The sequence below is a fragment of the Enterobacter sp. B79-1 genome (assembly GCF_057444735.1).
Window position 1 is genome coordinate 396,972 of record NZ_JBYAZJ010000002.1, and the last position, 22,773, is coordinate 419,744.

19 protein-coding genes are annotated in these 22,773 nt (G+C 57.6%); 15 read left to right on the forward strand and 4 right to left on the reverse strand.

Features of this window, described 5'->3' with window-relative positions; all coding sequences use genetic code 11:
- Positions 1 to 18 precede the first annotated feature (18 nt).
- The 11 genes from AC2T6E_RS09695 (at position 19) to cheZ (ending at position 11,637) form a co-directional block, all read left to right on the forward strand.
- Positions 19 to 591, forward strand: a complete 573-nt coding sequence (locus AC2T6E_RS09695; protein ID WP_108417567.1) for a Csu type fimbrial protein — start codon at positions 19 to 21, stop codon at positions 589 to 591.
- Positions 592 to 669: 78 nt separating this feature from the next.
- Complete coding sequence (locus AC2T6E_RS09700) at positions 670 to 1,152, forward strand: Csu type fimbrial protein (protein ID WP_423240768.1); 483 nt, start codon at positions 670 to 672, stop codon at positions 1,150 to 1,152.
- 16 nt (positions 1,153 to 1,168) lie between these two features.
- Positions 1,169 to 1,927, forward strand: coding sequence for a fimbrial biogenesis chaperone (locus AC2T6E_RS09705; RefSeq protein ID WP_214593838.1), 759 nt, complete (start codon positions 1,169 to 1,171; stop codon positions 1,925 to 1,927).
- Positions 1,903 to 4,287: a fimbria/pilus outer membrane usher protein gene (locus AC2T6E_RS09710; RefSeq protein WP_470296508.1), complete on the forward strand. Its 2,385-nt coding sequence runs from the start codon at positions 1,903 to 1,905 to the stop codon at positions 4,285 to 4,287. Before AC2T6E_RS09705 ends, AC2T6E_RS09710 begins: the two co-directional genes overlap by 25 nt.
- Positions 4,284 to 5,246: a Csu type fimbrial protein gene (locus AC2T6E_RS09715; protein WP_312959592.1), complete on the forward strand. Its 963-nt coding sequence runs from the start codon at positions 4,284 to 4,286 to the stop codon at positions 5,244 to 5,246. The genes AC2T6E_RS09710 and AC2T6E_RS09715 overlap by 4 nt, the downstream gene beginning before the upstream one ends.
- Before the next feature lie 84 nt (positions 5,247 to 5,330).
- Positions 5,331 to 6,998, forward strand: a complete 1,668-nt coding sequence (tar, locus tag AC2T6E_RS09720; RefSeq protein WP_174339749.1) for a methyl-accepting chemotaxis protein II — start codon at positions 5,331 to 5,333, stop codon at positions 6,996 to 6,998.
- Positions 6,999 to 7,042: 44 nt separating this feature from the next.
- On the forward strand, positions 7,043 to 8,644 hold the full coding sequence (gene tap / locus AC2T6E_RS09725) for a methyl-accepting chemotaxis protein IV (RefSeq protein ID WP_126816302.1): 1,602 nt from the start codon (positions 7,043 to 7,045) through the stop codon (positions 8,642 to 8,644).
- 19 nt (positions 8,645 to 8,663) lie between these two features.
- Entirely contained in the window at positions 8,664 to 9,530 is an 867-nt protein-coding gene (gene cheR, locus AC2T6E_RS09730; RefSeq protein ID WP_100166014.1) for a protein-glutamate O-methyltransferase CheR, read from the forward strand.
- Positions 9,527 to 10,576: a protein-glutamate methylesterase/protein-glutamine glutaminase gene (locus AC2T6E_RS09735; protein ID WP_120157981.1), complete on the forward strand. Its 1,050-nt coding sequence runs from the start codon at positions 9,527 to 9,529 to the stop codon at positions 10,574 to 10,576. The genes cheR and AC2T6E_RS09735 overlap by 4 nt, the downstream gene beginning before the upstream one ends.
- Positions 10,577 to 10,592: 16 nt before the next feature.
- The gene (gene cheY, locus AC2T6E_RS09740) at positions 10,593 to 10,982 is read left to right on the forward strand and encodes a chemotaxis response regulator CheY (protein ID WP_010432528.1); all 390 of its coding nucleotides are present in this window, start codon (positions 10,593 to 10,595) and stop codon (positions 10,980 to 10,982) included.
- 10 nt (positions 10,983 to 10,992) lie between these two features.
- Positions 10,993 to 11,637 carry a protein phosphatase CheZ gene (cheZ, locus tag AC2T6E_RS09745; RefSeq protein ID WP_029485121.1) on the forward strand — a complete coding sequence of 215 codons (645 nt, stop codon included), beginning with the start codon at positions 10,993 to 10,995 and terminating at the stop codon, positions 11,635 to 11,637.
- A 47-nt stretch (positions 11,638 to 11,684) separates the two neighbouring features.
- Here the strand turns inward: cheZ and AC2T6E_RS09750 are convergent, their stop codons facing one another.
- The 4 genes from AC2T6E_RS09750 to AC2T6E_RS09765 form a co-directional block, all read right to left on the reverse strand.
- Positions 11,685 to 12,851, reverse strand: a complete 1,167-nt coding sequence (locus AC2T6E_RS09750; RefSeq protein ID WP_473208969.1) for a fimbrial protein — start codon at positions 12,849 to 12,851, stop codon at positions 11,685 to 11,687.
- A 2-nt stretch (positions 12,852 to 12,853) separates the two neighbouring features.
- Positions 12,854 to 15,310 (reverse strand): fimbria/pilus outer membrane usher protein, encoded by a 2,457-nt coding sequence (locus AC2T6E_RS09755; RefSeq protein WP_458667224.1) that lies wholly within the window; start codon positions 15,308 to 15,310, stop codon positions 12,854 to 12,856.
- A 93-nt stretch (positions 15,311 to 15,403) separates the two neighbouring features.
- On the reverse strand, positions 15,404 to 16,096 hold the full coding sequence (locus AC2T6E_RS09760; RefSeq protein ID WP_427353154.1) for a fimbrial biogenesis chaperone: 693 nt from the start codon (positions 16,094 to 16,096) through the stop codon (positions 15,404 to 15,406).
- A 138-nt stretch (positions 16,097 to 16,234) separates the two neighbouring features.
- Positions 16,235 to 16,810 carry a fimbrial protein gene (locus tag AC2T6E_RS09765; RefSeq protein WP_108417576.1) on the reverse strand — a complete coding sequence of 192 codons (576 nt, stop codon included), beginning with the start codon at positions 16,808 to 16,810 and terminating at the stop codon, positions 16,235 to 16,237.
- A 506-nt stretch (positions 16,811 to 17,316) separates the two neighbouring features.
- On the opposite strand from AC2T6E_RS09765, the gene flhB reads away from it, so the two are divergent.
- The 4 genes from flhB (at position 17,317) to AC2T6E_RS09785 (ending at position 22,773) form a co-directional block, all read left to right on the forward strand.
- Positions 17,317 to 18,465 (forward strand): flagellar biosynthesis protein FlhB, encoded by a 1,149-nt coding sequence (gene flhB, locus AC2T6E_RS09770; RefSeq protein ID WP_010432535.1) that lies wholly within the window; start codon positions 17,317 to 17,319, stop codon positions 18,463 to 18,465.
- Complete coding sequence (flhA, locus tag AC2T6E_RS09775; RefSeq protein ID WP_089598182.1) at positions 18,458 to 20,536, forward strand: flagellar biosynthesis protein FlhA; 2,079 nt, start codon at positions 18,458 to 18,460, stop codon at positions 20,534 to 20,536. Before flhB ends, flhA begins: the two co-directional genes overlap by 8 nt.
- Complete coding sequence (gene flhE / locus AC2T6E_RS09780) at positions 20,536 to 20,928, forward strand: flagellar protein FlhE (RefSeq protein WP_390890104.1); 393 nt, start codon at positions 20,536 to 20,538, stop codon at positions 20,926 to 20,928. Before flhA ends, flhE begins: the two co-directional genes overlap by 1 nt.
- Positions 20,929 to 21,189: 261 nt before the next feature.
- Positions 21,190 to 22,773 carry an MFS transporter gene (locus tag AC2T6E_RS09785; protein ID WP_278435799.1) on the forward strand — a complete coding sequence of 528 codons (1,584 nt, stop codon included), beginning with the start codon at positions 21,190 to 21,192 and terminating at the stop codon, positions 22,771 to 22,773.

Consider the following 22,773-nt stretch of genomic DNA (forward strand, 5'->3'; position numbering starts at 1 on the left):
TCTTCTGGAGAGTGGTAAATGAAAAGAAAACGCCTTTTGATCTGCGCAGGCTCGTTACTGGCTGCGACAATGGCCCCTCAGGCTTTGGCCGTGACCAGCAGCGGCACCATCGGCGCGACGCTGACGCTGACAAACGGGTGTCTGATAAACGGATCGCCCGCGCAAAGTGGCATTAACTTCGGTACGCTCGATTTCGGGACCCATCCTGCCACGTTTTCTACCCTGACCACGCAGCTCTCCGGTGCCAGCGGCGGAAACACCTTCACCATTCAGTGCACGACCGCCAGCTATACGGTGGCGATCGTCGGCAACACCAACTCCACGGCCCCCGGCACCGTTGTCGGCACGCCAGGCACCCCTGCGCGCTATCTGGTTAACACCGCCAATACGGCACAGGGCGTGGCTTACAGCCTGTACAGCGACAGCGGGTTTAATACCGTGATTGCCAATAACGCCGCGTTGCCCATCGCCTCTACGGCCGGAGGGGTAGACAGTTACACCCTCTACGGGCGTATTACCGGCGGCGGCAACAGCGTGACGGTCGTACCGGGGACCTACACCGACACGATTAACGTCAGCGTCACCTACTAGTCCTCTACCGCCATGAAGGCAACGTTGACAAGTCTGCGCAAACGCGCAGAGGGACGCGTGCACCCTTTTTTCACGCTGATGGTTGTATTGCTCATGATGCCGACGGCGGATGCGGTGACGTCTCAGTCCTTTAAGGTCAGCGCCACGATTGTACCCGGATGTGCGGTGGCTACCGGTAGCGGCGGGCTTTTCGGCACGCTGGACTTTGGCAGTCATAACGGCGTCGAGAGCGCGCCGGTCAGCACCAGCTTTGTGCCAAACGGGGCGTTGTCCATCGCCTGTACGCCGGGCGTGGCGCTGAGCATGAGCATTAACGGCGGTCAAAATTATTCATCCGTTCGTCGGATGAAGCGGTCCGGTGGAACAGAACTGGTGCCATACCGGCTCTACAGCAGCAGCTCGCTGGCCGCCAACAGCGAAATTGGTGTTAACCAGGCGATACCGGTGACCTATACCAACAGCAACAACATCGCGCTGCCGCTTTTCGGCGTGGCGCTACTGACCGGGTTTAGCCCGGCAGGAACCTATACCGATCAGCTCACCGTGACCTTGTCATGGTAATAAAGGGAGAGTATTGATGAAGCCATTTTTCAGACCTGTTTGTCTGGCGGGCGCGTTGAGCCTGACGGTGGCAACCGTGCAGGCGCAGGCGGCGGCCACCATCCTGCTGTGGCCGATCGATCCGTGGCTGGCTGCGGACGCCAACGCCACGGAGCTGTGGATCCAGAATCAGGGAAACAGCGCCACGACGATGCAGGTCCGCATCGTGCGCTGGAAACAGGAGGATGGACACGAGCGTTATACCGCGCAGCAGGATGTGGTTGCCAGCCCGCCCATCGTCACGATTGGTACAGGCAGCAAGCAGCTTATTCGCCTTATCAAACAGGCTTCCGTTCCCGCAGGTATCGAACAGGCTTACCGCATCATCGTGGATGAAATTCCCCAGCCAGATGCCAAAGCCGAACCCGCTATCGGCCTCAAATTGCAGATGCGCTACTCCATCCCTCTGTTTGTGTATGGCCAGGGGGTTCCGACTATAAAAGAGGGCGCGCACCACGCGCTGGCGGAGACCCAAAATCTGAGCTGGCGGGTGACGCAGGCGGGTGGACAGCCTGCGCTGGAGGTTCGAAACCGGGGTGATGTTCATGTCAGACTGAGCCAGGTGGCGCTGGAGCAGGGAGGGCAGAAACGCACGGTCGCGGAGGGATTACTGGGTTACGTCCTCCCGGGCAGCACCCGCAGCTGGCCAGTACCCGCTGGCGTTCGTCAGCCGGAGCGGATGAGCGCGCAGATTAATGCCAGGGACGAACAATGGCAGTCGACGCCCGTAAACTGAAGCCAGCGATGATGATCCTGCTTTGCGTCAGTTCCGCGACCCTGGCCGAGCCCGGCGACGACAGTTTGCCGCCGCCTCCTCAGGCACAGGCGATAAATGATGAAGCGGTCTTCCAGCTCGCCCTCGTGCTCAACCACTACGATACCGGTCTGGTCGTGCCGGTGACGCAGCGTAAAGGCGCTTTCTTTATTTCCAGCGCCGACCTGCTGCGCGCGGGGCTGCCCCCGGCGCATGTTCCTGCCGGAGAGGTGAATCTCTCCTCGCTTGATCAGGTTCGGGTGGAATACGACAGCGCCGCGCAGCGCCTGCTGCTGACCGTTCCCCGCGCCTGGGTGACGGCCCGCGTGACCCCTTTCAGCGCGCAAACGGCGCAGGCCAAACCGCACTACGGGCGCGGGGCGCTGCTCAATTACGATCTCTACACCAACCACACGGAACATATCGGCGGCCAGGCGTCGCTCTGGCATGAGTTCCGCTACTTCAACGAGAACGGCTCCTTTTCCTCCACCGGCTACGCCCGGGAAAACTTCACCGGTAACGACGGCCAGCAGGAAGGGTATGTTCGCTATGACACCACCCTGCTGTTGACGAATGAAGATGACGCGATGAGCTGGAGCGTCGGGGATGTGATCAGCGATGCCCTGAGCTGGAGCTCCAGCGTGCGGATGGGTGGGGTAAGCGTCGGGCGGGATTTCTCCCTGCGTCCCGATCTCGTGACATGGCCGCTGCCCGAGTTCGCGGGGGAAGCCGCAGTACCCACCTCGGTCGATCTCTTTATCAACGGCTATCGCTCCGGCTCAACCCAGCTTCAGCCTGGCCCCTTCACCCTGACCAATCTGCCCTATATCAACGGCGCCGGGGATGCGGTGCTGGTCACGACGGATGCGCTGGGGCGACAGGTGAGCACCACGCTCCCGTTCTACGTCACCAGCGACTTGCTTAAACAAGGGCTGAGCGACGGTGCCGTGACCCTGGGCAGCCTGCGGCGTAATTACGGTATCAAGAATTTTGACTACGGTTCGGCAGCAGGCAGCGGCTCGTATCGCTACGGGATGACGGACTGGCTGACGCTGGAGGGGCACGCGGAAGGGGCGCAGGAGCTGGCGCTGGGCGGGGCGGGGACGGTGATAAAACTCGGCCAGTTTGGCGTGGTGAATACCTCTTACTCGCAAAGCCGCATGCGCGGTGACGAGGGCGGGCAAATCAACTGGGGTTACCAGTACAGCACCAGCGAGTTTAGCGTCGCCACCCAGCACACGCGTCGCGACCGCGGCTTTGGCAACCTCGCCCTTTATGACCAGCCGACGGTCTATGACGAAAACGATAAGCCCATCGCCAGCTTCAGCCGCAATACGGACCAGTATTCTCTCACCTTCAATCTGGGACAATATGGCAACATCGGCGCGGCCTGGATCGGCGTGGAGAGTTTTGACGGTCAAAAAACCGAGCTGCTTAATCTCTCCTGGAGCCGCAACCTGTGGGGCGCGAGCAGTATTTACCTCGCCGGCAGCCGGGATCAACAGCGCGGAGACTGGACCGTTGCGCTGTCGCTACAGGTGCCGCTAGGGGAGCGCGACAGCGCTGCCGTCACCGTTGAGAACACCCCGGACGCAGGCAGTACTCAGCGCATTAACTACAACCACGCCATGCCTTCTGACGGTGGGTTCAGCTGGAATATGGCCTGGGCCAACCAGTCAAGAGCCAGTGATTATCAACAGGGCACGCTGGGCTGGCGCAACAACAACGTTGAACTGCAGGGCGGCGCCTATGGCGAACGGGACATGATGACCTGGTGGGGCGAGGCGATGGGTTCCGTTGTGCTGATGGACGGCGAGCTGTTTGCGGCGAACAAAATCAACGATGCGTTTGTGGTGATCAGTACCGACGGGCACCCGGATGTGCCCGTCAGCTATGAAAACCAGCCCGTCGGTAAAACCAATAACAACGGCTACCTGCTGGTGAGCGGGGTGTCGGCGTATTACCCGGCAAGCTACCGGATTGATACCCTGAATCTGCCCGCGGATACCCGGCTGAAAGAGACCGAACGGCGGATCGCCATTCGCCGTCACAGCGGCTATCTGGTCGATTTCCCGATGGAGCAGGAGCGGGTGGCCAGCGTTATTCTGCATGATGCGCACGGGCAGGCGTTGCCCGTGGGAAGCCAGGTCCGACGCGTCTCGCGCAGCAACGCGGTGGTGGGGTATGACGGCATCGCCTGGCTGGAAAATCTCAGCGATGTGAATCCGCTCGAGGTGATCGCACCAGACGGAAAACGCTGCAAGGCCACGCTGACTGTGGGAGCTAATCCGGAGCACAAGCTGCAAACCTACGGTCCACTGGTGTGCCGGGAGGGGCCATGACGCGCCTGCTGCTGTGGATGCTGCTGCTGTTTTCCGGCGGCGGCTGGGCGGCGTGTACCGTCAGTACGGTCAATGCATCGTTTGGCAGCGTCACCTCGTTCGCGCTCAGCGGAACCGGAGAGGTGGAAACCACCGGCACGCTGGTGGTGGCGTGTGACGCCGTGCTCAATGTACTGACCAACGACTCGGTGACCCTGAACTACACCTCGGCATCGGTTTCGGGCAACAGCCGCGCCACCATGAAGCGCACGGATAATGCGGCCATCGCGGACGTGATTCCTACCCGGCTGTGCGGATTATCCGGTTGCGCGAGCAGTAGCGAGGTGCAGATAAGTAATTCGTATACCTGGAGCGGGAACACACTGCTGGGGCTGCTCGGGTCAAAACGGTACAACATACCACTCTATTTTCGCACCGTTCCCGGACAAAACGTGACTGCCGGGCCTTACCAGGTGCTGCTGACCTTCAGCATCAGCTACAACGTCTGCGCCGTCGGTCTTGGAAGCCTGTGTACATCTCCCCAGTCGGGTACCACAACGACCAGCATTCTGCTTAACATGACCGTCACCAACGACTGCAGCGCCATGACCACGCCGGACGTGAACTTCAACAGCGCACCGCTGGTACAAAGTTTCCCTACCGTCTCGCAGGCCATTGCCGTCACCTGCACCAAAGGCAGCACCTACACTATCGGCATTAATAATGGTGCCAACGCCCTCAATAATGTCCGCCGGATGGTCAGCGGCAGTAACACCATGAGCTACGACATCTATAAGGAAGCCTCCGGAAACCGCTGGGGCAGCAGCGGCAGCGAGCGCTGGACCAGCGCGACATCGTCGCAGGTCAGCACCGACGGTTTACTGCGTACCTATAACTACACCGCAAAAGTCCTGACCAGCCAGGCCACGCCTCCCGCCGGAACCTACACCGACACGCTGATTGTCGACGTGGCGTTTTAACCCCGCGCTTTTCCCTTTCGCAAATGTAAAGTTCCTGTGGCCTGTGCCGATAACACCGTTAATAAATCTATGAGAAGGTGTTGTATGTTGAACCGTATCCGCGTTGTCACAATGCTCATGATGGTGCTGGTCATTTTCGCACTTCTTCAGCTTATTTCCGGTAGCCTCTTTTTTTCGTCGTTAAAACAGAACCAGGACAGCTTCGTGGCCTCGAACGATCTGCGGCTGCAGCAGAGTGAACTGACCACGACGTGGGATCTGATGCTGCAAACGCGTATCAACCTGAGCCGTTCGTCCGCGCGCATGATGATGGATCCCAACAATCAGCAGAGCAGCGCGAAAACGGACCTGTTGAAAAACGCGCGTGCGACGCTTGCCGACGCGGCAAAACATTACGACGCCTTCAAAAAGATTGCCCCGCAGCCTGCGATGGAGCAGGCGAGCGCCAATATTGATGAGAAATACAACGCCTACTTTGCCGGGCTGACGGAGCTGATCCAGTTCCTGGAGAGCGGCAACATGGATGCCTATTTCGCTCAGCCGACGCAGGGGATGCAAAACGCACTCGGTGCGGCGCTGGGTGAATATGCCAAAGCCAGCAGCGACTTGTACCACTCCGCATTTACTGAAAGCCAGAACGATTACCGTTTCGCTAAATGGCAGATGGCCGTGCTGGCGCTGGCGCTGGTCATCGTGCTGGTGGCCGTCTGGTACGGCATTCGTCACATCCTTCTCAACCCGCTGGGCCGCGTGATTGCGCATATCCGCGACATCGCCTCAGGCGATCTGACCAAAACGCTGACCGTGTCCGGGCGCAACGAGATCACCGAACTGGCAAACAGCGTTGACCATATGCAGCGCTCGCTGGTGGAGACCGTCACCAACGTGCGTAACGGATCCGAGGCAATCTATACCGGCACCAGCGAAATTGCGATGGGGAATAACGACCTTTCTTCCCGTACGGAACAGCAGGCGTCTGCGCTGGAAGAGACCGCAGCCAGCATGGAAGAACTGACGGCCACCGTGAAGCAGAACGCCGATAACGCCCGTCAGGCGTCTCAGCTGGCAGAAAGCGCCTCTGAGACGGCGCAGCGCGGCGGTCGCGTGGTGGATGGCGTGGTGAAAACCATGCACGAAATCGCCGACAGCTCGAAGAAAATCGCCGACATCATCAGCGTCATCGACGGCATTGCCTTCCAGACCAACATCCTGGCGCTGAACGCCGCCGTTGAGGCCGCTCGTGCCGGTGAACAGGGTCGCGGGTTTGCGGTGGTGGCCGGGGAAGTGCGTAACCTCGCCAGCCGCAGCGCCAATGCGGCGAAAGAGATCAAAGCCCTGATTGAAGATTCCGTCTCCCGCGTGGATACCGGCTCCGTGCTGGTAGAAAGCGCAGGGGAGACCATGAATGACATCGTGAATGCCGTTACCCGCGTAACGGACATCATGGGTGAAATCGCCTCTGCGTCTGATGAGCAGAGTCGTGGTATCGACCAGGTCGCCCTGGCGGTATCGGAAATGGATCGCGTGACACAACAAAACGCCGCGCTGGTGCAGGAGTCCGCTGCGGCGGCCGCTGCGCTGGAAGACCAGGCGAGCCGTCTGAAGATGGCCGTCTCGGCGTTTCGTCTCGCTTCACTCGCAGCAAAAACGGTCGATTCACATACGATGTATCGTGCGCCCGCCGCAGCAACGGCAGCAACACCTGCGCGTACCGCGACGACCGGACAAGAAGAAAACTGGGAAACATTTTGACTGACAATTAAACCGCGGCTGCTTGCCGCTTGATGGGAGCGTGGATGTTAAATCGTATTCGTATCTCGACCACACTGTTTTTGATTCTGATCCTTTGCGGTGTGTTGCAGGTTGGCAGTAACGGGTTGTCTTTTTGGGCGTTTCGCGATGGTTATCAGAATTTGCAGGAAGTCGAGACGAGTAATCAGCAGCGCTCCGCACTGGCACAAACCCGTGCCGTGCTGTTGCAGGCAAGCACTGCGCTGAACAAGGCGGGAACCTTGACCGCGCTGAGCTATCCGCCGGATGACATCAAGGCGCTGATGGCGACCGCGCGCGACAGCCTGAAGCAGGCTGACGCACAGTTTAAAGCCTTTACGGCGCAGGCCACCGACAGCGAGAAAGAGAAAGCGCTGAAAGCGGCCATGAAAAAGAATTTTGAACAGTGGTACAGCGATCTGGACCACCAGGCGACCTGGCTTGAAAACAACCAGCTTTCGGATTTCATGACCGCGCCGGTACAGGCGTCTCAGGCGGCGTTTGACGGTAGCTTTAACGCGTGGCAGCAGGATATTAACCAGTCTGTTCAGCGTGCCGGTGAAGCGAGCCGTACCAGCTATCACATGTCGGGCGTCATCTTTGCCGTGGTCGTGATTCTGGCGGGGTTGCTGACCGGCGGCGCGTTGTTCTGGGCGCGCAGGATGATTGTGCAACCGCTGGCGATTATCAGCAGCCACTTCGACAGCATTGCAAAAGGCAACCTTGCGCGTCCGGTGGCGGTGTACGGGAAGAACGAAATTTCGGCCATCTTTGCCAGCCTGAAGGCGATGCAGGGATCGCTGCGGGAAACGGTGAGCGACGTGCGGCAGGGCAGTTATGCCATGCACACCGGGATCTCAGAGATTGCAGCTGGCAATAACGATCTCTCATCCCGCACCGAACAGCAGGCGGCCTCGCTGGCGCAGACGGCGGCCAGTATGGAACAGCTGACCGCGACGGTAAGCCAGAACGCCGACAACGCGCGTCAGGCGTCGGATCTGTCAAAACAGGCGGCGATGACGGCGAAGCGAGGGGGCGACCAGGCCTCTCACGTGGCCAGCACCATGCAGGATATCGCCGCCAGTTCGCAGAAAATTGGCGACATCATCAGCGTGATTGACGGTATCGCGTTCCAGACCAATATTCTGGCGCTCAACGCCGCCGTTGAAGCGGCGCGTGCGGGCGAGCAGGGGCGCGGGTTTGCGGTCGTTGCGGGCGAAGTGCGCAACCTGGCGAGCCGCAGCGCCAACGCGGCGAAAGAGATTAAAGGGCTGATAGAAGAGTCGGTCTCCCGTGTGCAGCAGGGTTCTGCCCTGGTCGATACGGCGGCGAAAACCATGACCGAAATTGTCACTTCCGTCACCCGGGTTAACGACATTATGGGTGAAATCGCCTCGGCGTCGGATGAGCAACGCCGTGGGATCGAGCAGGTGGCCCAGGCCGTCAGCCAGATGGATCAGGTCACGCAGCAGAACGCGTCGTTAGTGGAAGAGGCGGCAGCCGCGACCGATCAGCTGGCAAACCAGGCCGACCATCTTACCGGGCTGGTCGCGGTGTTTAATGTCAAAGAGCACGTTGAAGCAGTAACAGAAGTCGGGCGGTCGCAGGCCGTGCCAGTTGTATCCTGAATGTGATTAAGAAGGCGCTATGACATCACCCACGCCCTCAGGGCAAACGTCATTATTGTTACAGATGACACAGCGCCTCGCGCTGTCCGACGCGCATTTTCGTCGGATATGTCAGTTAATCTACCAGCGTGCGGGGATCGTGCTTGCGGATCATAAGCGAGACATGGTCTACAACCGGCTGGTGCGGCGCTTGCGCACGCTTGGGCTGGATGATTTTGGTCGCTATTTGAGCATGCTTGAAGCGAACCAGAACAGCGCCGAATGGCAGGCTTTTATTAACTCATTAACCACCAACCTGACGGCGTTTTTCCGTGAAGCTCACCACTTCCCGGTGCTGGCGGACCACGCGCGTCGACGCAGCGGCGAGTATCGCGTCTGGAGTGCGGCCGCCTCGACGGGGGAAGAGCCGTACTCACTGGCGATCACCCTTGCAGACACGCTGGGCATGGCGCCCGGACGCTGGAAAGTCTACGCCAGCGATATCGACACCGAGGTGCTGGAGAAGGCGCGTAACGGTGTGTATCGCCAGGATGAACTGAAAACGCTGTCGCCTCAGCAGCTGCAGCGTTACTTCATGCGCGGCACTGGCCCGCATGAAGGCCTGGTACGCGTACGCCAGGAGCTGGCGAACTGCGTCGAATTCGCGCCCGTTAACCTGCTGGATAAGCAGTACAACGTGCCGGGTCCGTTCGACGCCATTTTTTGCCGTAACGTCATGATCTATTTTGATAAAACGACGCAGCAGGACATTTTGCGTCGCTTTGTTCCGTTGCTCAAGCCTGACGGTTTACTGTTTGCCGGGCACTCGGAAAACTTCAGCAACCTCGTGCGTGAGTTTAGCCTGCGTGGGCAAACGGTATATGCGCTGAGTAAGGAAAAAGCATGAGTAAAATCAGGGTATTGTCTGTCGATGATTCGGCGCTGATGCGCCAGATCATGACTGAAATCATCAATAGCCACAGCGATATGGAGATGGTGGCGACTGCCCCCGATCCTCTGGTAGCGCGGGATTTAATTAAAAAATATAACCCCGACGTACTGACGCTGGATGTCGAAATGCCGCGCATGGATGGCATCGATTTCCTTGAAAAATTAATGCGCCTGCGCCCGATGCCGGTGGTGATGGTCTCCTCCCTGACCGGGAAGGGTTCGGAAATCACCCTGCGCGCGCTCGAACTGGGGGCAGTGGACTTTGTCACCAAGCCTCAGCTCGGCATCCGCGAAGGGATGCTGGCCTACAGCGAGATGATTGCCGAGAAGATCCGCACTGCGTCCCGGGCGAAGCTTGCGGCGCACAAACCGCTGTCGGCACCGGCAACGCTGAAGGCCGGTCCGTTACTCAGCTCGGAAAAACTGCTGGTGATTGGGGCGTCAACCGGAGGAACAGAGGCAATTCGTCATGTACTCCAGCCATTGCCGCTATCAAGTCCGGGTATTCTCATTACGCAGCATATGCCGCCGGGATTTACCCGCTCGTTCGCTGAACGTCTGAACAAACTGTGTCAGATCAGCGTGAAAGAGGCGGAAGACGGCGAGCGCGTGCTTCCGGGACACGCGTACATCGCGCCGGGCGATAAGCATATGGAGCTGTCGCGCAGCGGCGCGAACTATCAAATCAAAATTCATGACGGACCGCCGGTTAACCGGCACCGTCCGTCGGTGGATGTGCTGTTTCATTCGGTGGCGAAACATGCGGGGCGCAACGCCGTGGGGGTGATCCTGACGGGGATGGGCAACGACGGTGCCGCCGGAATGCTTGCGATGCACCAGGCTGGCGCCTGGACTATTGCGCAGAATGAAGCAAGTTGTGTGGTGTTCGGCATGCCGCGCGAGGCCATCAATATGGGTGGCGTGAGCGAAGTGGTCGATCTTAGCCAGGTAAGCCAGCAGATGCTGGCGAAAATCAGTGCCGGACAGGCAATACGTATTTAAAGAGGAGTGTAGTTTTATGGCGGACAAAGAGCTCAGATTTTTGGTTGTGGATGACTTTTCCACCATGCGTCGCATCGTGCGTAACCTGCTGAAAGAGCTGGGCTTCAACAACGTTGAAGAAGCAGAAGACGGCGTTGATGCGCTGAACAAACTGCAGGCGGGTGGCTTTGGTTTTGTGATTTCCGACTGGAACATGCCGAACATGGATGGTCTGGAACTGTTGAAAACCATTCGTGCCGATGCCGGTATGGCGTCACTGCCGGTGCTGATGGTGACCGCAGAAGCGAAAAAAGAGAACATCATTGCAGCAGCCCAGGCGGGCGCAAGCGGCTATGTAGTGAAGCCATTCACTGCAGCAACCCTGGAAGAGAAGCTCGGCAAGATCTTCGAGAAACTCGGCATGTGAGGTGATGGATATGTTGCAACCTGCTATGAAACCCGTTGAAGAACATTCACCGAGCGACATTATCGCCCGCATTGGTAGCCTGACGCGCATGCTGCGCGACAGCCTGCGTGAACTGGGACTGGATCAGGCTATCGCCGAAGCAGCAGAAGCGATTCCTGATGCACGTGACCGTCTGGACTACGTTGTGCAGATGACCGCGCAGGCCGCTGAACGTGCGCTGAACAGCGTTGAAGCGTCACAGCCGCATCAGGACGCGATGGAGAAGGGCGCGAAAGCGCTCACCCAACGCTGGGACGAGTGGTTTGAAAACCCTATCGAGCTGGCTGACGCGCGCGAGCTGGTGACCGATACCCGCCAGTTCCTGGGCGATGTGCCGGGCCACACCAGTTTCACCAACGCACAGCTGCTGGACATCATGATGGCGCAGGATTTCCAGGACCTCACCGGTCAGGTTATCAAGCGCATGATGGATGTGATTCAGGAGATTGAACGTCAGCTGCTGATGGTGCTGCTGGAGAACATCCCGGAACCGGCTGCCCGTCCGAAACGCGAGAACGAAAGCCTGCTCAATGGCCCACAGCTCGACGCCACCAAAGCGGGCGTTGTGGCAAGCCAGGACCAGGTGGACGACCTGCTGGACAGCCTCGGCTTCTGATTGAACGGATAACCCTCAGGTGCTGTTTCAACCTGAGGGTTATTCTGCTAGCGAAGATCCATCTTCACCGTCACGTTACCCTCAAAGCGGCCCGGTTCAGGCTCGGCATTTGTGGTGCTCACTGGCGCCGCCTGAATGTTGACCACGCCGTTTCCCTGCTCGTCCATCGTCACCGGAAACTCATAGGTGCCATCCAGCGCGACGTTCTCGCTGTTTTCATCGTACACCCGCACGCCGAGATCGTCTCTTTCCAGAAGCTTCGCAATGTACGGCGTACTGCTATCTGCCACGCCCTGGTCTGCTGAGAGCGTGAGCTTTATCCGGTCCGTATTCCCGACGGCGTTATCGTCGCAGTGGTAAGCAATCTCGACATTTTTGAGGGCATAGCCTTTAGGAGGCTGCCCCTTACTGATGAATTGCTTGCTGACAATGCTGCCGAATTCAACCTTAATGGTGCTCCCCGCGTTGATGGTGCAGCTTAGCGGCGCCGATAGCGTGCCGCTAAACCAGATATCTGAGACATGTTCCGCCTCTGCGGGATCGCAGCTTGCCCCCGTGCCGAAATAAAGGCAGGCGTAGTTTTGCGCGACGATCGTTGGCGGGATCGCCTCTTGTCCCAGGATGGGTTTTTTTACGTGCAGCACGATCGCCACGACGTTCCATCGGAAATTGCGCTTTACCGCGGCAGCGCCGGTCGGCCGGGTGTCACTGCTGCAGACGCTGGCATCACCCTCGGTTTTGGATAGTGAGCTTTCGGTAACGCTATGCATGCTACCCCTGGGTGTCGGGTAATCATTGATAGTTAGCGGAGTCAAAAAACTGCCGTCTGGAGAGTTGATGGCGTCGGCGTAGCCGGTGATATCGGCATCAATTTTATCGGTCAAATAGCCATAGCCGTTTGTTCCCGGACTCAGCGGGCTGCCAGCCAGCGTTTTTTCATAGATTGTGCTGGAAGAAAAGAGATTTCCCGGGCAACTGCAGTTGGCCACACTGTCCGGGCCATTGCCGACCAGATGGTCGGGCACATCGTAATCATGATTGGCAATATTATCGCTGGACGAAAATTCATGGTCGAACGAGGTGGTGTAGGTTTGCGGCGCCCCGAAGCAGTTGTGGAGTAACGTCACCGCGCCCTGGCACGGGGTGGTCGCAGCCAGGCTTAATGCCGTAGTCAGTAAGGCCCGGACGGCCTGTTTCATGAAGATAGTTGCCATATTTATTCCTGCTGACAAAGTGCGCTAACCGAACGAATACCGTTAGGGCTTTCAGTTTGACTGGCTGACGATGGGGTAATGCTGGCGCGGCACTGCTGGCCTGCGGCATGACCCCATTTCACCGTGAGTTCTACAGCCTCCCCAATACCGGCCAGATAGACGGTGCCGGTATCATCGACAATGCCGCTCATCACTGGGGCGTTGCTGGTCGCGATGGCACCGAACGGGACGAGCACTCCGTTTGGACGCTTCAGGGTGATCAGCATCCGATAGCCTGTGTGAGCGTCGAATCTGGCCAGCACCGCTGCGTTGCGCGAGGGAATGACGGTGATGGCGGTATTGCTGCTGTCCACGTTTTCCGGCAGGCTCGAGGTATCAATACGAATATTGTTTTCCTGGTATGGGGTAAGCGACGGAATGACGGCGTTGCCCTGCCAGTCGGTCTGTATGCCTCGCTGGTTCTGGAAGCGGACGCCGGAAGCGTCGTTGGCGCTCACGATGGCAAACTGGCTGCCTAAAGGCTGAGCCAGCGTGACGCCCTGAGGATGGGCAACAATGCCGCCGCTAATGCCGTAGTTAAGCTGCTGAGAGGTATCACTGGAAGCGTAATAACCGGCGGTCAGGTTGGCGTATTGCGAGCGGTAGCTGCCGTATACACTGCTGGTATCTTCTCCGTCGTGGTTGGAGTGGCTCTGCTGCAGCGAGTAGCTCAGGCGCTCGTCATCCAGCAGCGTGCCGCTGAAGCCAAGGTTTTGCCGCGTATAGCCGTCTTTGGTGTTGCTGATGTTATAGCTGCTCCAGGCGCGGGGCAGCCATCTGGCGAGAGGAATGCTGAACCCGAAAGAGATCATTCTGTCGGACTCTTCGCCGTTGGTTTTGCTGTAGGTATAGGCCAGATGGTAACTCGTCCCGGCAATAACGGTATTCATGCCAACCGACAGACTGCGCTCCTTATTTGAGGTGCCCCAATAATCCTGCTGATAGCCGTTAAGATAAAGGCTGAGCCCTGCCAGGGTCTGGCTGACGCTGGCCTGAATGCGGTTGCGCTTATTGTAACGAAACAGCAGATCGTCTTCGTGGCCGTCAAGCTTTTGGTTAGCATCGGCAAAACTGTAGTATCCGCGGCTGGAGTAGCGATAGCTGCCCAGGCTGAAGTTGGTATTGGTCGAATCCAGTTTGCCGGTATAAAGCAGACGCCATGACTGGCCCGTATGCTGACTGTCATCGTCGAGCCGGGTATCGGCCACGGTGACGTCAGCCGACAGCGAGCCCAGTTGCCCAAGCGCCAGGCCGACGCCAGCATTGGCGGCGCTATAGTCTTGCGATAGCGTCAGCCCCCCAAACCCGGTGAGCAGGTTGTTTACACCGTAAATCATGCTTCCCTGGAGAAAGTCGGGCTCCTTTTGATCGCTCCCGCTGTCAGCGCGGTAACGGCCCGCCGTCAGTTCGTACTTCATACGTCCCGGGCGCAGCATGACCGCGATGCTGGAGTAGGGCTGCGTGAAGTGGTGCTCGGTGCCGTCGGCCTCTTTCACCGTAACGTCCAGATCGCCGCTGTTGGTGGTGGAATAGAGGTCATTGATCTCGAACGCCCCCGGCGCGACATTTTGCTGGTAGATAAGATAGCCATTCTGACGCACCGAGACTTCCGCGTTCGAGCTGGCGATGCCGCGTATGACAGGGGCGTACCCTCGCTGGCTGTAGGGCAGCATCTCTTCATCCGACGCAAGGTTGACGCCGCGGAACTGTAAGCTATCGAAAACCTCGCCCCGCGTGTTGCTCTCTCCGGCGGTGAACTGCGCCCTAAGGGCATCGACGTCATGCTGAAGGAAGGTATTGATGGTCTCCCACTGGTTTTCACTGTCCGAATGGCTCCACGTCGAATAGTTGCGCACTCGCCAGCCGCCCAGATTGGCGCCGGTGCGCAAATTCAGGTACTGATTGGTAATGCTGTTGTTCTCGCTGTCCTTATTTGTTGACCCTGAGAACGCATAGTCACTGAACATGACGGGCACCCCGTCGTCCCAGCGCGAGGGATCGATGTAATCACGGCCGGACCCGTTTAACGCGGCCTGAGGAATGCTCAGCGCTAATGTCATGGTCGAGAAATCAAGCTGCGCGGACGCCAGGGGTATGTAGCTGCCGAGCGTGTTGGGCAGGGGCTCACTGGCTGGCAGCGCCTGCAATTCGGGATAACGATCGACAGCGATCCCCCAGGCGCGCAGCATATCTGGCGTGAGCTGTGGTATCAGTGCCCCTTGCGGAGAGCTGACGTAGGTGACAGTGGCGTCCATCAGTCGCCGGTCATTCACCTCAATTCTTGAAGACCATGTGCCGGGAAGCTGAGCGTTCGACTTTGAAAAAAGTGACAGGTCGATATCCTGTTGGGACAGCATATCCCCTTCGAGCGATGAAGGAGAGAAGCGATACTCACGGGCCTGCGACGAGCAGCTCGCCATAAGCAAGACGCCGCCAAGGCAGCGCAAAAGCGGATTCAGTCTAAAGCTCCGCCCGTGTGACAAATAATTACGTCCTGTAATCATTGCGGTCTTTTAATCCTGCGCCAGGGGGGAAGTGTATTTTTCGGAAGCGTTGCCGTAATCGGTGATGCAGCGCCAGGTGACGCTCGTACCCTGCGCGCCGTTTGGAAGCGGAATGGCAACGCTGGATTTAGGGCCAACCATGTCGGCTTTCTCGACTTTTTGCGCGCCGAGCGCAAGTGAATCAAAGACGCTATAGAACGCCCCGTCGTTGATGGCAGTGAGCTGCTGTCCGCGACGAACAAAACGCAGGTTTTTACAGGATTCGGAGGGGGTGCCGCTCAGCCCGACCGGACGCCAGAACAGTTTCAGGCGCGTTTTATAAATGAGACGCAGGACGTTTTTGTCTTCCTCATCCGCCGCCGTGGCGGGGACGGTTCGCACGTTCAGATAGAACAGCGACTCTTTATCGCCCGGTAAGGACATGCCGTTCCAGGTAATGCGCAGGCTTTGCTCTTTTTGCGGATCGAGGCGAAAGAGGGGCGGTGTTACAATAAAAGGCCCGTGCGTTTTTCCATCACCTGTATCCGTCCAGGACTGTATAAGCCAGGGCAGTTCGCGATCGTTATTTTGTAAAGGCAGGGCAACTTCCTTTTTTGCGGCATCGTAAATTATGCGTGTGCGACCTATCTGAACGCCTGTTGCGTGGCAAAGGGTACTCGCAATAACAGGAATGCATAATAAGAGCTTGAGGGGAATGCGCATGGTGAAACCTTTAATAAAGGAGGTTGAGAAAAATGATAATAGTCCGAATCCGGACCCGGACTATTATCAGAGCATGACTCCTTAAACGTCATGACGCTGAGAAATATATATATCCTCTGAATGTCAAAAAGACGATTATTAGCGGTAAAGAATATTTACCGTCATATCCGCGTCTGCCGGACCGGCGGTGACCTCGGCAGCAAAGGATTTATAACGGGCATTAAAATCCGCCTGAATAGTGTCTGACGATTTTGTTGCCAGTTCGATATAGACCTGGCCTTCCGCACCGTCCATGGTAATCAGTTGATCATCTTTACCCGCCGGGCTAACGGCAACGCCGATCCCGGTTGCTGCGGTGTCGCCCGTGGTGGTGATTTTACTGACGTCGAGCAGCGTATTGGTCCCGGTCAGCGTCGTTGGGCCGTTGAAGGTTAGCTGCACTGCCGGGAGGCCGTCGCTTTTTAACGGACAGTTTGCCAGCGTAATGGTGAACGGCATATACGTGGTTTCTTTCCCAACCTCGGTAAACACTGATTTGGGATAGGTGCCCAGGGGAATAGTGCTGTCCGTGCCATTGTCACCCTCGATCGTACAGCTTGGTTCAATAATCTCACCCGTGAAGTGAATGGTGCCCGCATTCATTTCTGCGGCGAAACTATTCATCGATACGGCGGCGAGCGCTATGCCCGCAAAAATATTATTTTTTAAGTCCATCTAACATTTTCCTTAAAGTGAACGCTATATTTGGCATGCCCTTTACGTCTTCGCGACGTCAAATCATGCCGCGCGAAATTATAGCGTTTAATTTTCCTCAGGTAAGGGTGTTTCAGGATTAATATTATATAGTCTAATGCAGTGTGGGTGGTTTGTAGAATAATAACAGGTAGGGGTTCAATTACTATTCATTATCGAATTCACATATTTATATCATTCATGCAAAATCAAACGGTGAGAATGGCGGTATATGTTAATTTTCCTCTCGATATTTTTTTGTCATCGACGTTCATTAAAGCTGTGCTTAATTCATTTTGTAATATAAAACACATCAAAAAAAACTGGACTTTGTTTGTTCGTTTATTATTTGCACTATCCACGCTCGGGTGAAGGGCAGGGCGTGAGCGTAAACTGGATAAAAAGACCCGGTTATAGGGTTTTTTCAGCCCATTGATGAAAGGCGGTGCTGGCATGATACCCGTGACGTAATGGGCTGAGCATGCACTGTGGCAGAAGAGAACGACGACAAAACGGAAGCCCCCACACCCCACCGACTTGAAAAAGCGCGTGAGGAAGGGCAGATCCCCCGATCCCGAGAACTGACATCCCTGCTGATCCTTATCGTAGGCGTGTGCATTATCTGGCTGGGTGGGGAGTCGCTCGCCCGTAAACTGGCGGGGATGCTCTCTTCTGGGTTACGTTTTGACCACAGCATGGTCAACGATCCCAATCTCATTCTGGGTCAAATCATTATTCTGATTAAAGGCGCAATGATCGCCTTACTGCCGCTGATTACCGGCGTGGTGCTGGTGGCGATAGTGTCGCCGATCATGCTGGGTGGTCTGGTGTTCAGTGGCAAATCACTGCAGCCCAAGTTTTCTAAACTCAACCCGTTTCCCGGTATAGCACGTATGTTTTCGGCCCAGACCGGGGCTGAGCTGGTTAAAGCCATCCTCAAATCGACCCTGATGGGCAGCGCTGCCGGGTTTTATCTGTGGCATAACTGGCCTGACATGATGCGCCTGATCAGCGAATCGCCGCTCAGCGCCATGCGCAACGCCATGAACCTCATCGGGCTTTGCTCGCTGCTGGTGGTGCTGAGCATCATCCCGATGGTGGGCTTCGACGTCATCTTCCAGCTCTATAGCCACTTCAAGAAGCTGCGCATGTCGCGTCAGGATATTCGTGACGAATATAAGCAGATGGAAGGTGACCCGCACGTGAAAGGGCGTATCCGCCAGATGCAGCGTGCGGCTGCTCGTCGACGCATGATGGAAGACGTGCCTAAAGCCGATGTGATCGTCACCAACCCGACCCACTATTCCGTTGCGCTGCAGTATGACGAAAACAAAATGAGTGCGCCAAAAGTGGTGGCAAAGGGGGCTGGGCTTATCGCGCTGCGTATCCGTGAAATCGCGACGGAGAACCGCGTCCCCATTCTTGAAGCGCCACCGCTGGCGCGTGCCTTATATCGCCATGCGGAAATTGGGCAGCAGATCCCAGGTCAACTTTATGCCGCCGTGGCGGAAGTGCTGGCCTGGGTATGGCAATTAAAACGCTGGCGTCTGGCTGGCGGTCAACGACCTGTGAAACCTGAAAACCTTCCGGTGCCTGACGCGCTGGATTTTTTGAACGAGAAGGACACTGATGGCTAATCTGGTGGCAATGTTGCGCCTGCCCGGCAACCTGAAATCGACCCAATGGCAGATCCTTGCCGGGCCGATTCTCATCCTGCTAATTCTGTCGATGATGGTACTGCCGCTCCCGGCATTCATTCTCGATCTGCTTTTCACATTCAACATTGCGTTGTCCATCATGGTGCTGCTGGTGGCAATGTTCACCCAGCGCACCCTGGAATTTGCGGCGTTCCCGACCATTCTGCTGTTTACCACGCTCCTGCGACTGGCGCTGAACGTGGCGTCTACCCGTATCATTCTGATGGAAGGCCATACCGGCGCGGCGGCGGCGGGTAAAGTGGTTGAGGCGTTTGGCCACTTCCTCGTGGGCGGTAACTTTGCCATCGGTATCGTGGTGTTTGTCATCCTCGTGATCATCAACTTTATGGTTATCACCAAAGGTGCGGGGCGTATCGCGGAAGTCGGCGCGCGCTTCGTGCTGGACGGGATGCCGGGCAAGCAGATGGCGATCGACGCCGACCTGAACGCCGGGCTTATCGCAGAAGATGAAGCGAAAAAGCGCCGCGCGGAGGTGACGCAGGAAGCGGACTTCTACGGTTCGATGGACGGTGCGAGTAAGTTTGTGCGCGGTGATGCCATCGCGGGCATCCTGATCATGGTCATCAACGTGGTCGGGGGGCTGCTGGTCGGCGTTCTTCAGCACGGGATGGACATGGGGCATGCAGCGGAAAGCTATACGCTGCTGACCATCGGTGACGGTCTGGTCGCCCAGATCCCGGCGCTGGTTATCTCTACCGCAGCAGGCGTTATCGTCACCCGCGTGAGTACCGATCAGGACGTGGGTGAGCAGATGGTGGGGCAGCTGTTCAGCAACCCCCGCGTGATGCTGCTGTCGGCGGCGGTGCTGGGCCTGCTCGGCATGGTGCCGGGGATGCCAAATCTGGTGTTCCTGCTGTTCACCGCGGGTCTGCTGGGCCTGGCCTGGTGGATGCGCGGACGTGAAATGAAACCGGCGGCAGAGCCCGCGCCGGTGAAAATGCCGGAAAATACCCAGGCCGTGGAGGCCACCTGGAACGACGTGCAGCTGGAAGATTCACTGGGGATGGAAGTGGGCTATCGCCTGATCCCGATGGTGGACTTCCAGCAGGATGGCGAACTGCTGGGGCGTATCCGCAGCATCCGTAAAAAATTCGCCCAGGATATGGGTTTCCTGCCGCCGGTTGTTCACATTCGCGACAATATGGATCTGCCGCCCGCGCGCTACCGCATTCTGATGAAAGGTGTCGAAATTGGCAGCGGTGATGCCTATCCGGGCCGCTGGCTGGCGATTAACCCCGGCACTGCCGCGGGCACGCTGCCGGGCGAGCAAACCATCGATCCGGCCTTTGGCCTGGCGGCTATCTGGATTGAGAGCGCCCTGAAAGAGCAGGCGCAGATTCAGGGCTATACCGTTGTTGAAGCCAGTACCGTGGTAGCGACCCACCTCAACCACCTGATTGGGCAGTTCTCCGCCGAGCTGTTTGGCCGTCAGGAAGCGCAGCAGCTGCTTGACCGCGTGACGCAGGAGATGCCGAAGCTGACGGAAGATCTGGTTCCGGGCGTGCTGACGTTGACCACGCTGCATAAGGTGCTGCAAAACCTGCTTGATGAGAAGGTGCCGATCCGCGATATGCGCACCATCCTGGAAACACTGGCCGAGCACGCGCCGCTGCAAAGCGATCCGCACGAGCTGACGGCGGTGGTACGCGTGGCGCTGGGCCGTGCGATCACCCAGCAGTGGTTCCCTGGCACCGGAGAAGTGCAGGTGATTGGACTCGATACGCCGCTTGAGCGTCTGCTGCTGCAGGCATTGCAGGGTGGTGGTGGCCTTGAGCCAGGTCTGGCCGACCGCTTGCTGGCGCAGACGCAGGAGGCGCTGGCGCGTCAGGAGATGCTGGGTGCGCCGCCGGTTCTGCTGGTGAATCATGCACTGAGGCCGCTGCTTTCACGCTTCCTGCGCCGTAGCCTGAACCAGCTGGTGGTGCTGTCGAATATGGAGCTGTCGGACAATCGCCACATTCGTATGACGGCGACCATTGGAGGAAAATAATGCGGAAGTGGCTATGGGTACTCTTTTTCCCGCTGGTGGTGCAGGCCGCAGGTGAGGGAACGTGGCAGGCCAGCAGCATGGGCGTCACGCTAAGCAATCGCGGGGTGGCAATGTCTTCGCGTCCGCTGTCGCCGCCGGAACCGGCTTCTGGCCTCATGACGCTGGTGGTCTGGAACTATACGCTGATTGGTCCAACGCCCGCCGGGCTGCGGGTGCGTCTCTGCTCTCAGACGCGCTGTACCGAAATAGACGGTGAAAGCGGAACGACCCAGGCGTTCAACGGTGTGCCCGCCGTCGAGCCTTTACGCTTTATCTGGGAGGTGCCGGGTGGCGGTCGCCTGATCCCGGCGCTGAAGGTTCAGCGCAATTCCGTCATCGTCAACTACCGTTAACTGCCTGCCTTTTCGCCAGCCTTCAGGCAAATCTGATGGCTGGCTCGCAAAATTGACCTCGCCTTTTGATGCAATAGAAACGCTGTTTTATAAATCAGTGACACGCGTGACGACACTCTTTGCATTTTTGCCATTCACCCCTGTGCGATGGCAGAAACAGAAAGGTATCAACAAGTCGATACTTTTACTGTAGCCGTGTAAAAACTCCCGGACGAGGTTTGCTTACAGGGAGTCTCCCAAAACTGATTAGGGTTGACGGCAATGAAAACACGTAAAATTGGACTCGCAAATTATCTTGCTTACGGGTCAGGCGATTTCCTCGGCGCGGGTACCACCGCGCTGACGGCGGCCTGGCTTTTGTATTTTTATACCACCTTCTGTGGACTCACACCGATTGAAGCAACGTTCATCTTTGCCGCCGCAAGGGTGCTGGATGCCGTTGTCAGCCCGCTGATGGGCTTTTTGACCGATAACTTTGGTACAACCTGGCTCGGTAAGCGCTTTGGTCGCCGTAAGTTCTTTATCCTGCTGGGTATTCCGTGCGTGTTCAGCTACTCGCTGATGTGGGTAGGGGACATGAGCTTCTGGTACTACCTGCTGACCTATCTGGTGTTTGATATTGTCTACACCATGATTCTGGTGCCGTACGAAACGCTGGTACCGGAAATGACCGATGACTTTAAACAGAAAACCAAGTTCTCCGGGGCGCGTATCTCTATGGCGCAGATGTCCGCCATTCTGGCCTCCTTCCTGCCGGGGATCCTGCTGACCCACTTCGGGAAAGACAATGCGGTTTCCTTCTTCTACGCAAGCCTGGTTTTCTCCGTGCTTTGCGCGCTGATGCTGACCTTCGTTTGGTTCTTTACCTGGGAGCGCCCGCGTGAGGAGTGGTCTGAAGCGGCGCTGCGTGCCGAAGAGGAGAAGAAGAAGCTGACGCTGGGGCAGAGCCTGAACCGTCTGTTCGTGGAGTTAAGCTCGACGCTGCGTATCAAGATTTTCCGCCAGCATCTGGGTATGTACCTCGGTGGGTACATCGCGCAGGACGTCTTTAACGCGGTGTTCACCTACTACGTGGTGTTCGTACTGATGCAGGAAGCCTCTATGGCGTCCAACCTGCTGGGCACGATGGCCATCTTCCAGTTCCTGGCCGTAATCGGGATGATCCCGCTGTGCATTCGCTTCGGGCCTGCGCCGTCTTACCGCATGGTGGTGGTGCTGTTTGGTCTGGCATCCATTTCTTACGCCGTGCTCTACTACGCGGGTCTGAGCGACATTTACTCTCTGCTGTTGCTGATCTCTGCGGTGGCGGGCCTCGGTCGCGGCGGTATCAACTACGTACCGTGGAACACCTACACCTACATTGCCGACGTGGATGAAGTGATCACCGGCCAGCGCCGCGAGGGGATCTTCGCGGGCATCATGACCCTGACCCGTAAGGCGTCACAGGCCGGTGCGGTGATGCTGGTGGGCATCGTGATGCAGATGTCCGGCTTTGTCAGCGGTCAGAAAGTGCAGCCTGCGGAAGTGAGCCACACCATCCTGATGATCCTGAGCGTGGGCACCATTCTGGTGCTGTTCTGCGGCTTCCTCGTTTCCCTGCGCTTCAAGCTCAATTTGCAGACCCACAGCACGCTGCGCGAAGAGACCGCCAAAATGCGCGAGTCCGGCCGGGCGATGCCAGAAGCCGCTACGCCGCAGGCCCGCGAGACAGTGGAAATGCTGGCCGGCATACCTTACGAGTCACTGTGGGGCAATAACAACATTGGTTATCTGAATCGTAATAAACCGGCGGCACCTTCGCTGAAGGATCGCGCGGTACTGAATTCGACATACAACAGAGGTTAA

Bases quoted from the DNA above. Each gene is read 5' to 3' on its own strand.
- AC2T6E_RS09785 (WP_278435799.1), top strand. From the start codon at position 21,190: ATGAAAACACGTAAAATTGGACTCGCAAATTATCTTGCTTACGGGTCA.
- AC2T6E_RS09750 (WP_473208969.1), bottom strand. From the start codon at position 12,851: ATGGCAACTATCTTCATGAAACAGGCCGTCCGGGCCTTACTGACTACG.
- AC2T6E_RS09715 (WP_312959592.1), top strand. From the start codon at position 4,284: ATGACGCGCCTGCTGCTGTGGATGCTGCTGCTGTTTTCCGGCGGCGGC.
- AC2T6E_RS09705 (WP_214593838.1), top strand. From the start codon at position 1,169: ATGAAGCCATTTTTCAGACCTGTTTGTCTGGCGGGCGCGTTGAGCCTG.
- cheZ (WP_029485121.1), top strand. From the start codon at position 10,993: ATGTTGCAACCTGCTATGAAACCCGTTGAAGAACATTCACCGAGCGAC.
- AC2T6E_RS09760 (WP_427353154.1), bottom strand. From the start codon at position 16,096: ATGCGCATTCCCCTCAAGCTCTTATTATGCATTCCTGTTATTGCGAGT.
- flhE (WP_390890104.1), top strand. From the start codon at position 20,536: ATGCGGAAGTGGCTATGGGTACTCTTTTTCCCGCTGGTGGTGCAGGCC.
- cheY (WP_010432528.1), top strand. From the start codon at position 10,593: ATGGCGGACAAAGAGCTCAGATTTTTGGTTGTGGATGACTTTTCCACC.
- AC2T6E_RS09700 (WP_423240768.1), top strand. From the start codon at position 670: ATGGTTGTATTGCTCATGATGCCGACGGCGGATGCGGTGACGTCTCAG.
- AC2T6E_RS09735 (WP_120157981.1), top strand. From the start codon at position 9,527: ATGAGTAAAATCAGGGTATTGTCTGTCGATGATTCGGCGCTGATGCGC.
- flhA (WP_089598182.1), top strand. From the start codon at position 18,458: ATGGCTAATCTGGTGGCAATGTTGCGCCTGCCCGGCAACCTGAAATCG.
- AC2T6E_RS09765 (WP_108417576.1), bottom strand. From the start codon at position 16,810: ATGGACTTAAAAAATAATATTTTTGCGGGCATAGCGCTCGCCGCCGTA.
- AC2T6E_RS09695 (WP_108417567.1), top strand. From the start codon at position 19: ATGAAAAGAAAACGCCTTTTGATCTGCGCAGGCTCGTTACTGGCTGCG.
- AC2T6E_RS09755 (WP_458667224.1), bottom strand. From the start codon at position 15,310: ATGGCGAGCTGCTCGTCGCAGGCCCGTGAGTATCGCTTCTCTCCTTCA.
- cheR (WP_100166014.1), top strand. From the start codon at position 8,664: ATGACATCACCCACGCCCTCAGGGCAAACGTCATTATTGTTACAGATG.
- tap (WP_126816302.1), top strand. From the start codon at position 7,043: ATGTTAAATCGTATTCGTATCTCGACCACACTGTTTTTGATTCTGATC.
- AC2T6E_RS09710 (WP_470296508.1), top strand. From the start codon at position 1,903: ATGGCAGTCGACGCCCGTAAACTGAAGCCAGCGATGATGATCCTGCTT.
- tar (WP_174339749.1), top strand. From the start codon at position 5,331: ATGTTGAACCGTATCCGCGTTGTCACAATGCTCATGATGGTGCTGGTC.